The organism is Shewanella sp. 10N.286.51.B8 (genome assembly GCF_041469325.1).
Taxonomy (GTDB): Bacteria; Pseudomonadota; Gammaproteobacteria; order Enterobacterales; family Shewanellaceae; genus Shewanella.
This window is the reverse complement of sequence record NZ_JBFRKG010000049.1, coordinates 14,270-26,833: the sequence shown is the minus strand read 5'-3', so window position 1 is coordinate 26,833 and position 12,564 is coordinate 14,270. Positions and strand designations below refer to the sequence as shown.

The following is a 12,564-nucleotide window of genomic DNA, read 5'->3' as shown; positions in this document are numbered from 1 at the left end:
TTGTTAGTAGCCACCTTTGGGCTACTCAGTACGGAGTGTATGATGAAGCTTCCTATCTATTTAGACTATGCCGCAACAACCCCTGTCGACAAACGCGTTGCCGACAAGATGGTGCAATTTATGACAATGGACGGTGTGTTTGGTAACCCAGCATCTCGTTCTCATCGTTATGGTTGGCAAGCCGAAGAAGCAGTTGATATTGCTCGTAACCAAGTAGCAGATTTAATCAACGCTGATCACCGTGAAATTGTATTTACATCTGGTGCGACTGAATCAAGTAACCTTGCCATTAAAGGTATTGCGCATTTCTATCACAAGAAAGGCAAGCACATCATCACTAGCAAGACAGAACATAAAGCAACGTTAGATGTATGTCGTCAGCTTGAACGTGAAGGCTTTGAGGTCACTTACCTTGAACCAAGTGCAAACGGTTTAATTGCATTGTCAGTGATTGAAGCTGCCATGCGTGAAGACACTATTTTAGTGAGCATCATGCATGTAAACAATGAAATTGGTGTGATTCAAGACATCGAAGCCATTGGCGAATTATGTCGCTCAAAAGGTATTTTCTTCCATATGGATGCAGCACAAAGTGCTGGTAAATTACCGATTGATGTACAAGCAATTAAAGTTGATTTGATTTCAATTTCTGGCCATAAAATGTATGGGCCTAAAGGCGTAGGTGCATTATATGTGCGCCGTAAGCCTCGTATCCGTTTAGAGTCACAAATGCATGGTGGCGGACATGAACGTGGTATGCGTAGTGGTACATTAGCGACACATCAACTTGTTGGTTTAGGCGAAGCAGCCGCGATTGCTAAGCAAGATATGATTGAAGACAGTGCCCGTATCCTTCGTCTACGTGACAAGTTATGGAATGGCATCAAACATATTGAAGAAACTTATATTAATGGTGACATGCAGCAACGTTATTGCGGCATTTTCAACGTCAGCTTCAACTTTGTTGAAGGCGAGTCATTAATGATGGCGCTTAAAGATTTAGCGGTTTCATCTGGGTCTGCATGTACTTCAGCAAGCCTAGAACCAAGTTACGTATTACGTGCACTAGGCTTAAATGATGAAATGGCACATAGCTCAATTCGCTTCTCAATCGGTCGTTTTACCACTGATGAAGAAATCGAGCATGCAATTAAAGTAATTGATGAATCTATCGGTAAATTACGTGAAATGTCTCCATTATGGGAGATGTTCAAAGATGGTATCGACCTTGATCAAGTTCAATGGGCACATCACTAATACATTATTATCGATAGCGATAAACGGAGCAGAATTGTTATGGCTTACAGCGAAAAAGTAATCGAACATTATGAAAATCCACGTAACGTTGGTTCATTTGATAAAAATGATCCATCAGTGGTAACCGGAATGGTAGGTGCACCCGCATGTGGTGATGTAATGAAATTACAACTTAAAATAGGCGAGAATGGCATCATTGAAGATGCTAAATTCAAAACTTATGGTTGTGGTAGTGCCATTGCATCAAGCTCATTAGTAACAGAATGGGTTAAAGGCAAAACTGTTGAAGAAGCCGCTACGATTAAAAATGCAGACATTGCAGAAGAGTTAGCGCTTCCACCAGTTAAAATCCATTGCTCAATTTTAGCTGAAGATGCTATTAAAGCAGCGTTGGATGAGTACAAATCAAAGCAAGATAAGTAATACCTGGAGTTAAGATGGCAATTACAATGACCCCAGCTGCGGCTGATAGAGTTAAATCTTTTCTAGTAAATCGTGGGAAAGGTTTAGGTTTACGCCTTGGGTTAAGAACATCTGGTTGTTCAGGTATGGCTTATGTCATCGAGTTTGTCGATGAAATTAATGACGACGATGAAGTTTATGACATCGAAGGCGTTAATATCATCATAGATGCCAAAAGCTTTATTTATCTGCAAGGTATAGAGTTAGATTTTGTTAAAGAAGGCCTAAACGAAGGTTTTCAATTTAACAACCCTAATGCCAAAGGTGAATGTGGTTGTGGTGAAAGTTTCACTGTTTAGTTAATCTATACTATGAAGCTTGTATCGCAAATCACCAATCAAAGAGCATGATATCTGCCAATGAATTATTTTGAGTTATTTCAATTTTCACCTTCCTTTGATATCGATATCGCCCAACTTGCAGAACGCTACCGCGAACTGCAACGGGCGGTTCATCCCGATAAATTCGCTAATGGATCTGAGCAACAAAAATTATTATCCGTGCAGCGTACTGCACAAGTTAATGATGGTTATCAGACTCTCAAGAATCCGCTCAGACGTGCCGAACACATATTGAGCCTTCGTGGTATTGATATAAGCCATGAAACCACCACAGTTAAAGACACTGCATTTTTAATGCAGCAGATGGAATGGCGTGAAGCATTAGAAGATATCGAGCACAGCCAGCAACCCGACGACTTAATCAGTGACTTATTTGACTCTTTTGCTGATTTTGAAAAGTCACTCTCGCAAAGCCTTGCTATTTTACTGGTTAAAGACACCGATAATGATAATTTATTAGCGGCAGATCAGATCAGAAAGCTAAAATTTATGGCAAAATTGCAAGATGAACTCGCTAAAATTGAAGATTCATTACTAGACTAATGGATTGGTAAACTTAATGCTCTGTTTTTAACAGAGCATTTTGTTTTGATTTAATCGATGAATGTTCACTAATAAACTATTGGATTACTATGGCCCTTTTTCAAATCGCTGAGCCCGGTCAAAGCGCCGCGCCCCATCAGCATCGTCTCGCTGTTGGTATCGACTTAGGTACCACAAACTCTTTAGTAGCGGCTGTTAGAAGTGGCGAAGCATCAACATTAGTTGATGATAACGGACAGCATTCTCTTCCTTCTGTGGTCCATTATAATGCCGAATCTATTGATGTTGGTGTTAATGCGCAAGCACAATCTGCCCAAGATCCTAAAAATACCATTGTTTCAGTAAAACGTTTTATGGGTAGAAGCCTTGCTGATATTCAAGCAAAAGAGCAACAGTTACCCTACGACTTTAGCTCAAGTGACAATGGCTTACCGATTTTTAATACTGCTTTTGGCGCTGTTAACCCCGTGCAAGTCTCGGCTGAAATTTTAAAGCCTCTTATTGCTCGCGCCGAGTTGACATTAGGTGGCAATCTTGAAGGTGTGGTGATTACCGTACCGGCTTATTTTGATGATGCCCAGCGTCAAGGCACTAAAGATGCAGCAGAGCTATTAGGTGTTAAAGTATTACGTTTACTCAATGAGCCAACGGCAGCAGCAATTGCCTATGGTTTAGATTCAAAACAAGAAGGTGTGATTGCCATTTACGACTTAGGTGGCGGCACATTTGATATTTCAATACTGCGCCTAAATCGCGGCGTGTTTGAAGTATTAGCCACTGGTGGTGACTCTGCGTTAGGTGGTGATGACTTTGACCATTTATTGCAAGCACATCTACAGCAAGCTTTTGGTTTAACTGATTTGTCTGCCACGCTTTCACGTCAATTATTGATTGAATCGAGAAGAGTTAAAGAGCACTTAACCACATCTGAGAGCTGCATAGCATCGATTACGTTAGATAATGCTGAGCGCGTAGAAACACAAGTGACTAAAGCTGATTTTGAAACATTGATCAGTTCACTGGTGAAAAAAACCATTGCCAGTTGTCGCCGCACGTTACGTGATGCCGATGTCAGTACTGATGAGATTATCGAAACTGTAATGGTTGGTGGTTCAACTCGCGTGCCTTTAGTACGTGAACAAGTTGAAAATTTCTTTAAGAAAACCCCGTTAACCTCAATCGATCCTGATCGCGTGGTTGCCATTGGCGCTGCGATCCAGGCTGACATTTTGGTGGGTAACAAACCAGAATCTGACTTATTATTACTTGATGTTATTCCATTGTCTTTGGGTATCGAAACTATGGGTGGGCTGATTGAAAAAGTCGTCACCCGTAACACCACCATTCCAGTGGCGCGAGCTCAAGAGTTTACCACCTTTAAAGATGGTCAAACGGCGATGGCATTTCATGTGGTGCAGGGCGAGCGTGAAATGGTTGACGATTGTCGCTCATTAGCGCGCTTTACCTTAAATGGTATTCCAGCACTTGCAGCCGGCGCTGCGCATATTCGCGTGACCTTCCAAGTGGATGCAGATGGTTTACTTAGCGTAACCGCTATGGAAAAATCAACCGAAGTGAAGACCACGATTCAGGTTAAACCTTCATTTGGTTTATCTGACTCTGAAATAGCGACTATGCTGAAAGATTCAATGAAGCATGCTAAAGATGACATTAGCCGTCGTATGCTAGCTGAGCAGCAAGTTGAAGCGTCTCGAGTAGTGGAAACACTAACCGCAGCATTAGCAAAAGATGCGGACTTATTAAATGAGCAAGAGCGCAGTGCTATTTATAGCGCCATTGAACAGTTACAAGTGACCGCTCAAAGCGATGATACTGACGCGATTGAAAAAGCGATTGAAGCGTTAGATGCACAAACCCAAGAGTTTGCTAATCGTCGTATGGATAATTCAATTCGAACAGCACTGAAAGGCCAGTCTGTCGATAATATATAGGTGAACAAATGCCGCAGTTAGTATTTTTACCCCATGAAGAGCTGTGTCCTGATGGAGCAGTTCTTGAAGCAGAAATAGGCGAAACGATTTTAGACGTTGCTTTAAAAAATGGCATTCATATTGAACATGCTTGTGAAAAGTCATGTGCCTGTACCACTTGTCATTGTATCGTCCGTGAAGGCTTTGATGAGCTAGAAGAAAGTGATGAATTGGAAGATGACATGCTAGATAAAGCTTGGGGTTTAGAGCCTGAAAGTCGTCTAGCTTGTCAGGCTAAAGTGGTTGATACTGATATGGTTATCGAGATACCAAAGTATACCGTTAATATGGTCAGTGAAGGCTAGAATCTTCAAATACAGTTAACGGGTGTAATAAATTGAGCAACGTCTATATCTATAGAGGTTGCTTTTTTTTGGACAATTTTTAGAAACAGTTAACTTTTCTTTGCGTCATTATTCATATCCCCCTTCGCTCGATATTCTTTATGTTCGTTATGCTAATTATCTCTAAAGCAATTTACTTCTTTACTCATTGACACGATTTTAAGTTGCAATGTTGAATTAATGTAACTATCTTGTTTGTGAATTTGCATTCGCAAACTAAGTTGGCATCATTTTATCTAGAGGACTATATGAACATCACCGGACATTGCCATTGTGGTGAGTTAGTTTTTACTGCCAAGGTTTTACCAGAAAAAGTTGTCATCTGTCATTGCACTGATTGCCAATTACTATCGGCTAGCGCCTTTAGGACGGTAGTGATGTCAGAAGTTGACGGTATGAATTTTATCAAAGGCACGCCAAAGGAATACATCAAAGTTGCCGAAAGTGGTAATCAACGAGCCCAAGGTTTTTGTCAGCAATGTGGCTCAGCAATGTACGCCACTTCCGTTGGTGATAAGTCTAGGGTGTATGGAATTCGTTTAGGGGTTGTGGATCAAAGAAATGAATTAACGCCGGTTATGCAAATCTGGCATCGTTCAGCACAACCTTGGTTGAATACTTTAAATGACATAAGCACATTTTCAACAACACCATAATATTAAGGGATGACAATGAAATTGATCGTCAGTTTATCTATTTTAGCGAGTTTTTATGTTAATGCTGTGCAGAGTTCTGAACAGAAAGTGCTGCCAGTAAATCTTGGTAGCTATTCAGAGGGTGAAGTTAGTTTTTTAAATACCCAGCAAGGTGACATGACCTTGCCATTTTCTGAAGGGGTGAAAGTCGGCGGGACTGTCTATTTATCTGGTCAAATAGGATTTAACCCTGAGACTAAGACCTTAGTTAAAGGTGGCATCGTTGCGGAAGCTCAATCGACATTATTAGGCATTAAAGGGTCTTTAGGTCGAATGGGTTATGAAATGAAAGATGTGGTTAAGTGCACTGTGATGCTTACGGATATTGAAGATTTCTCAGCATTTAATCAGGTATATAAGCAGCATTTTAGTTCCCCATATCCCGCAAGAAGTACTATGGCAGTCAAAGGTCTCGCTCTTGGTGCCAGCATTGAAATTGAATGTATTGCTGCAAAATAACAATAAAAACCGCCCCTAATGTGAATCTAGATTTACATAAATCTGTTTGCACGATATCATCTTGTTCAAAATAAATTTGAATAAGGTTAAGGATGAATCAATCTAAATTGTTTTGCACATTAGGTATGCTGCTTTACAGTATTTCTTTAAGTGCTGTGGCGAGTGGTTATGTATCATATGATCAACCTAAAATTGCAATTACCAATGTCAATATCATCGATGGCACTGGCAGTAAAATTAAGGAAGCGCAAACTGTTGTTATTGAGGCTGGGAAAATTAAAACGATAATGGCTTCTGCTTCGACAACGATTGCAGAGGACGTCACTATCATCGATGGTAAGGGAAAAACCTTAATTCCTGGCCTGATCATGATGCATGAGCATATGTTTTATCCCACCGGAAATGCCCATTACACCGAAATGCTCCACAGCTTTCCCAAACTTTACCTAGCTGGCGGTGCAACCACGGTAAGGACTGCTGGCACCACTTCACCTTACGGGGATTTAAATGTAAGAGATGCCATTAACTCAGGTGACACTATTGGGCCTGCTATGGATGTTACTGCGCCGTATTTAAATGGTCCTGGGCTGCCAATTCTAAAACTCAAAGCGCTGCGGGATGCAGAAAATGCTAAGGCAATGATAGATTACTGGGTTTCTGAAGGGGTAACGTCATATAAAGCCTATATTAATATTCGTACAAAAGAGCTTGAAACAGTCATAGAGCAAGCGCATTTGCGGGATCATAAAGTGACAGCACATCTTTGCTCTATTACTTACCGAGAAGCCGCTGAGATGGGAATTGATAACCTTGAACATGGTTTCTTTGCCGCAACTGATTTTGTTAAAGACAAACAGAAAGATATGTGCCCAGAAGGGGCACATCAGTCATTAGTTGATTTAGATATTGATTCACCTGAGGTCAATGATCTCATTGCCTATTTAGTCGAAAAGAAAGTCGCTATTACTTCTACGCTAACTATTTATGAAACGTTCACAAAAGGGCGACCACAAGCCTACCCATTAGCATTAGAAGCGCTTATTCCACAAGTTAGGGAGCAGTATCAAAATCGTTGGCTCACTATCTCTCAGCAAGAAGATGCTACTTGGCCTGTCGTGTTTAATAAAATGATGCAATTAGAAAAGAAGTTTGTTGCAGCTGGCGGCTTGTTGATGGCCGGAACGGATCCTACCGGTTATGGCGGGGTCGTCGCTGGATTTTCAAATCAACGTATGATTGAGCTACTTTATGAAGCAGGCTTTAGTGTCGAAGAAGTGATTAAAATCGCCACCTTGAATGCAGCAAACTATCTTAATAAGCAGCAAACTATTGGCTCAGTTGAGGTCGGTAAAAATGCTGATCTAGTATTAATAAATGGCGATTTGAGTGTTGATATTAGTCGTATTCAAGACATGCCAGTAGTATTTAAAAATGGCATTGGCTATGACACTAAAAAAATCGTTGCTGATAATAAAGCGATAGTAGGGTTACATTAACTTAACAGCGCAGTAAATGACCTGTTGAATTAGAGTTTAGCCAGTAGAAATTGTATGATGCTTAAGGTAACAATACACTGGGATTGTTACCTTGGTTTCCTCCCTGATTTCGAACTGGAAAAATGCATGTCAGCCATAGATTTACGCCCAAAACAAAAACGTAGCCAAGTGACTCATGATAAATTTCTGCAGTCTTTACAAGATGCATTAAAGGTTAAGTACTTTGAACATATCAGTATTAAAGAATTAGCTGAAGGTGCAGGGGTGTCTGTAGGGACGTTTTATCGTCGATTTGAGAACAAAGAAGCCTTGTTGCCTTTGTTATACGATGACTTTGGGCGCGAATTATCTCAATGGGTTGATGAATTAGAATTGATAGAGTGTGAAACCTTAGAACAGCAAGTTTTGTTGATGTGTCAGCAAACATTTGATTTTCTTGATAGCAGACGCAGTGTTTTTAGAACTATTCATCTTAATGCGCGATTGCATCCGGACACTATTTTTTCTAATCCTACCTTAAGCAGGAATGAAACCTATAATCGACTTTCTAAGCTGTTGTTGAAGTTCACTGTGACCATAGCGCCATCAAACGTTGAGCAACAAGCAGCCGATATGGTTATTTATATGCTGATAAATAGTTTGCTGGATAAGATCTTATATCCTACATTGACCCCAGCAATTGCATGTTCGATGTCTAGTGCTAAATTTGTGGAGCAGTTACCTAAAATGCTATTGGGCTATCTTAATCAATCTTTCCAACAGCATTCGTTGTAAGTATGAGTTTAATCACAATTTTTGTATAACCTAGCTCACATGATTACAATTTGGTTATGTGACGCCGATAACACTATGCATTACAGGCTAAATTACGTATAATCCGCGCGAATTTTAAAATATATTTGTTATTTAAAGGAAGCTCACAATGGCGATCGAACGCACTTTTTCAATTATTAAACCAGATGCAGTTGCTAAAAACCACATCGGTGCTATCTACAACCGTTTTGAAACTGCTGGTCTTAAGATCATCGCTTCTAAAATGGTGCACCTTACTAAAGAGCAAGCAGAAGGTTTCTACGCTGAGCATAGCGAGCGTCCTTTTTTCGGTGCTTTAGTTGCATTCATGACTTCTGGTCCTATCATGGTTCAAACGCTTGAAGGTGAAAACGCTGTTCTAGCTCACCGTGAAATCTTAGGTGCGACTAACCCAGCTGAAGCTGCTGAAGGCACTATCCGTGCTGATTTCGCAGAAAGCATCGATGAGAACGCTGCTCACGGTTCTGATTCTGTAGCATCTGCTGAACGTGAAGTTGCTTACTTCTTCAGTGCAGAAGAGTTGTGTGCACGCACACGCTAAATTCTACATTGATTTTAAAAAGGAGCCTTATGGCTCCTTTTTTTATTCCTAAAAAATATGTTTAACAAAAGGTTTTGATGAAAAATAGACTAGCTTACTTACTTCCCTACATAAGCTAGCTTTAGTTATGCCTCTCTTGTCATTTAAATTGCTCGGTTACATCTAATACTCTCAGTGTTCATTTTTACACGAAAAAACTCTACCAACTCTCATCTTTACCGCCGAGACTCAACGCAATTGATTTCCGAGAACATATACTAAAGAGATAAAACAATATTTAGAATTCATTTAGATCATACAATTAACATTGCTTGAAATTTATTATGTATTTACTGTCATTATTTATACGTTTATTAAATATTATTTGAACTTTACAAAGTTATTTTTTGATACCTAGGTTGTCAAATTGTTAATAAGGTTAAATTCTTTGTGTTATGTTGTTTATTAATTATTTAAACTTTTATCTATATTTAACTCGATAGGTTGATTTTTGATCTAATTTAGTGTTACGCGCAACAAAAGTGCAAACTTTATATTTATATTTAGCAACAACTGTTCATCGTGTATCTGTAAGTAGTTGTTTTTATGTGATTAACTTAATTTGTAACACGATCTCATTTTATGTTGTATCTTACGCAATCCTATTGGTTATTTATTTGTGAAATTTGTTGACTAAGGTCGCCTTATTTAACAATAATGACTTTAGTTGACTAAATTAGTTAACCTAAAAATTATAAATATAACGTTGTGGGTTTATTTGAAACATGACGAAGGGAGTATAATAATGAGTTCATTATCTTTAACTGCTAAGGCTATTCGCCGTGGCTTATTTACTGTAGCTGCAACAGCGGTCGCAACAACTTCATCTTTTTCTGTTAGCGCTGCTGAAGAAGCTCAAGTTGAAAAAGTAGAGCGTATTGCCGTTACTGGTTCACGCATTAAACGTACAGATATGGAATCGGCTAGCCCGTTAACCGTTATTGACGCATCAGCAATTATTGCTTCTGGTGCCACTTCTATTGATGACGTATTACAGAAGATGACCTCTTCTGGCGGCGCGATGACTAACGCTGCCGTAAACAACGGTTCTGGCGGTAATGCTCGTGTAAACCTTCGTGGTTTAGGTTCTAACCGTACCTTAGTTCTTGTTAACGGCCGTCGTATGATTGCATCAGGTACTGGCGCAGCGTCTTCAGTTGATTTAAACACAATCCCAGTTTCTATGATCCAACGTGTTGAAGTACTAAAAGACGGCGCATCAGCAGTTTATGGTACTGATGCTATCGCTGGTGTAGTTAACGTAATCTTAAAACGTGATTTTGATGGTTTTGAGCTAAATGTTCAAACGGGTATTTCAGGTCAAGGTGATGCAGATGAATCAAGCATTGACTTCACTATGGGTAATACCTTCGATAAAGGTAACGTTGTAATCAACGCTCAGTACACCAAGCGTGGCGATGCAAGCCAAGCAGACCGTGACTTCTCTGATTGTCCTATCGCAGAAGGTGCTGACGGCCTATATTGTGCTGGTAGTTCATATTCTGAAGGTGGTCACATTTGGGGCGCTAATGGTGCTAATTTAAGTGGCCGTGGTGGTGAGTATCATGAATTTACTGATGCAGACCGTTATAACTACTCTGCTTCTAGCTTCCTATCTACACCAATGGAACGCTTAAATTTAAGCATGGCTGGTACTTACGAGCTTTCAGATAACATTATGTTCTTCTCTGAGGCGATGTATTCTAAGCGTTGGTCTGATCAACAAATGGCGCCTCAGCCAATTTGGAACAGTTCGCCATGGGAATACAAGCCTATGTCAGACGGCGGATTTATGACAGATGACTTATTACCATGGGTACAACCAGGTGAAGAAGTTAGCTACGGTCGTCGTATGGTAGAAACCGGTTCACGTGATTTCTCACAAGTTGTTGACACTGTTCGTCTAGTTGTTGGCCTTGAAGGTGAGTTCGATAATGGTTGGACTTGGGATGCGTCTTACAACAAAGGTAAGAATGACTCAGTTGATACACTCGCTAACTTACACAACATTGGTTCAATCAATGACGCTGTTTTAGAAGGAAGCTTTGATCCATTCCTACAGTCTTCTTGGATGGGCGAGAGCATTGCACCATTTATTTACACTGAAGTTAACTCTGGTGGCAGTGAGTTAGATATCGCTGCAGCATCACTTGCTGGTGACATTGTCGATTTACCTGCCGGTACCATGGGCTTTGCTGCAGGTTACGAGTTCCGTAAAGAATCTGCTTACTACACGCCTGATTCACTCACTGCGCAAGGTTTAGCGAACGACCCACGTGTTGAAGCAACAGCCGGTTCATTTGATGTTAATGAGTTTTATGCTGAATTGGCTATCCCATTATTAAGTGGTTTACCTTTGGCTGAGCAAGTTGACTTAAGCGCTGCTATTCGTTACTTCGATTACAGCACTTTTGGTTCTGATAATACTTGGAAGTTAGGTTTAACTTGGCGTTTGTTTGATGACTTAATGGTTCGTGGTGTGCAATCAACAGCATTCCGTGCTCCAACTGTATCTGAGTTATACGGTGGTAAGTCTCCTTCATTTGACCAAATTGTTCACCCTGCAACAGAACAAACTCAAGCAGAAGTAACAGTTGGTGGTAACGAGCTATTAACCCCAGAAGAAGCTGATATCACCACTGTTGGTTTAGTTTACTCACCAAGCTTTGTTGAAGGTTTATCTTTAACTGTTGATTACTACAACATTGAAATCAGCAACACGATTACATCCGTTGATTCTAACTATGTAGCGAATCAGTGTTTAGATGCTAATGGTAATACTATCAATACTGGTACAGCATTATGTCAATCAGCTAACATCTCAATGGACCAAACTGGCCGTATTAAGTTTGACAATGGTTTACAAAACATTGGTGAAACTAACACTGCGGGTTATGACGTAAACATTGCATATACTTTTGACGCACTAGGTTTAGATTGGAAAGCAGGTCTTGATACTTCTATCTTAGATACCTATGAAGAATTTGACCAAGACGGCAATGCAGTTGATTACAAAGGCTTCATTACTGGTGGTGTTGGTGCTTATGCTGAATTTAAAACCAACTTCAACTTAACTGCAGCTGGTGATGATTGGTCAGCTACTTATGAAGCGCGTTACATTGATGGTATGGACTCATTTGCTTGTAAAGATGATCCAAGTGATTGTTACGCGCCTTCAGTTGACTCAATCGTCTATCACGATATCTCAGCATCATACGATGTGACTAACAATGTAAGATTATCTGGTGGCGTGAACAACCTATTAGATGAAGAGCCACCTTACTACACTGGTAACAATGACTCTAATACCGATCCATACACTTATGATGTACTAGGTCGTTACTTCTTCGTTAGAGCAAGCGTTAAGTTTTAAGCTAACGTTTATAAGATAATTTGTTTGTCTTAATGAAAACCCCAACCATTCATTTGGTTGGGGTTTTGTTTTATCTATAGAACAATCCCGTATCGTTTACTGATCTTTCTTTGCAGTGTTACCAGCGGTTAATTTTTTAAACTCTACTTTATCAATTGAAATGATATGTATCAAGTGTTTGCTTGGAGGCTTTCTTTTTGGTCGCTGGTC

At 40.0% G+C, this 12,564-nt stretch carries 12 protein-coding genes; all 12 read left to right on the top strand.

What is annotated here, in order from left to right:
- Positions 1–42 precede the first annotated feature (42 nt).
- Positions 43–1,257, top strand: coding sequence for an IscS subfamily cysteine desulfurase (locus AB4160_RS17015; protein WP_102440392.1), 1,215 nt, complete (start codon positions 43–45; stop codon positions 1,255–1,257).
- 39 nt (positions 1,258–1,296) lie between these two features.
- Entirely contained in the window at positions 1,297–1,680 is a 384-nt protein-coding gene (iscU, locus tag AB4160_RS17010; protein ID WP_076542320.1) for a Fe-S cluster assembly scaffold IscU, read from the top strand.
- 14 nt (positions 1,681–1,694) lie between these two features.
- Entirely contained in the window at positions 1,695–2,018 is a 324-nt protein-coding gene (gene iscA / locus AB4160_RS17005; protein WP_102440391.1) for an iron-sulfur cluster assembly protein IscA, read from the top strand.
- 60 nt (positions 2,019–2,078) lie between these two features.
- Entirely contained in the window at positions 2,079–2,603 is a 525-nt protein-coding gene (hscB, locus tag AB4160_RS17000) for a co-chaperone HscB (protein ID WP_102440390.1), read from the top strand.
- An 89-nt stretch (positions 2,604–2,692) separates the two neighbouring features.
- Entirely contained in the window at positions 2,693–4,555 is a 1,863-nt protein-coding gene (gene hscA, locus AB4160_RS16995; RefSeq protein ID WP_102440389.1) for a Fe-S protein assembly chaperone HscA, read from the top strand.
- 8 nt (positions 4,556–4,563) lie between these two features.
- Entirely contained in the window at positions 4,564–4,899 is a 336-nt protein-coding gene (gene fdx / locus AB4160_RS16990; protein ID WP_102440388.1) for an ISC system 2Fe-2S type ferredoxin, read from the top strand.
- Positions 4,900–5,186: 287 nt separating this feature from the next.
- Positions 5,187–5,594 (top strand): GFA family protein, encoded by a 408-nt coding sequence (locus AB4160_RS16985; RefSeq protein WP_102440387.1) that lies wholly within the window; start codon positions 5,187–5,189, stop codon positions 5,592–5,594.
- Between the two features lie 15 nt (positions 5,595–5,609).
- Positions 5,610–6,092 carry a Rid family detoxifying hydrolase gene (locus tag AB4160_RS16980; RefSeq protein WP_102532190.1) on the top strand — a complete coding sequence of 161 codons (483 nt, stop codon included), beginning with the start codon at positions 5,610–5,612 and terminating at the stop codon, positions 6,090–6,092.
- A gap of 92 nt (positions 6,093–6,184) precedes the next feature.
- Positions 6,185–7,588, top strand: coding sequence for an amidohydrolase family protein (locus tag AB4160_RS16975; RefSeq protein ID WP_102440385.1), 1,404 nt, complete (start codon positions 6,185–6,187; stop codon positions 7,586–7,588).
- A gap of 126 nt (positions 7,589–7,714) precedes the next feature.
- Positions 7,715–8,362, top strand: a complete 648-nt coding sequence (locus AB4160_RS16970; RefSeq protein ID WP_102519477.1) for a TetR/AcrR family transcriptional regulator — start codon at positions 7,715–7,717, stop codon at positions 8,360–8,362.
- 148 nt (positions 8,363–8,510) lie between these two features.
- Entirely contained in the window at positions 8,511–8,942 is a 432-nt protein-coding gene (gene ndk, locus AB4160_RS16965) for a nucleoside-diphosphate kinase (protein ID WP_102440383.1), read from the top strand.
- A 784-nt stretch (positions 8,943–9,726) separates the two neighbouring features.
- Positions 9,727–12,354 carry a TonB-dependent receptor gene (locus tag AB4160_RS16960; RefSeq protein WP_372005620.1) on the top strand — a complete coding sequence of 876 codons (2,628 nt, stop codon included), beginning with the start codon at positions 9,727–9,729 and terminating at the stop codon, positions 12,352–12,354.
- Positions 12,355–12,564: the final 210 nt, after the last annotated feature.